Genomic DNA, 338 nt, shown 5'->3' with positions numbered 1-338 from the left:
AGCTTACCATCACTATCGTAAATCACATTATGCCGATGACCATATTTATCACTAATAGCCAGCAGTTTGCCCTGTTTAGACTCGGCCGTTTCACGCACAAAATGATAAATGCCTGATTCACTGCTCACCAGATACTGATTGGGCTCATGCCCAAGGTAGATGGCCGCTTCTGACAGTAAATTATGAATAGCTGGCACCGATTCGGTCGGTTCGGAAAAGGTGATAAGGTTATTTTCGTGGTTTTGCCAGATGATGTGATGGTCTTCAGTAAAAGTAAGGCTATGACAAAGCGTGTGGCTCCAACCATAACCTAATCCATTATTGAACTCAACGGCACT

1 protein-coding gene is annotated in these 338 nt (G+C 43.8%); it reads right to left on the bottom strand.

What is annotated here, in order from left to right:
- Positions 1–338 (bottom strand): DUF6531 domain-containing protein (locus tag GQ593_RS13500; protein ID WP_160432486.1); only part of this gene is annotated, 338 nt, incomplete at both ends.

This window comes from Gilliamella sp. Pas-s25, from assembly GCF_009795885.1.
Taxonomy (GTDB): Bacteria; Pseudomonadota; Gammaproteobacteria; order Enterobacterales; family Orbaceae; genus Gilliamella.
Note: the sequence above shows the minus strand (reverse complement) of the source record. Positions and strands in the feature narration are given on the sequence as shown.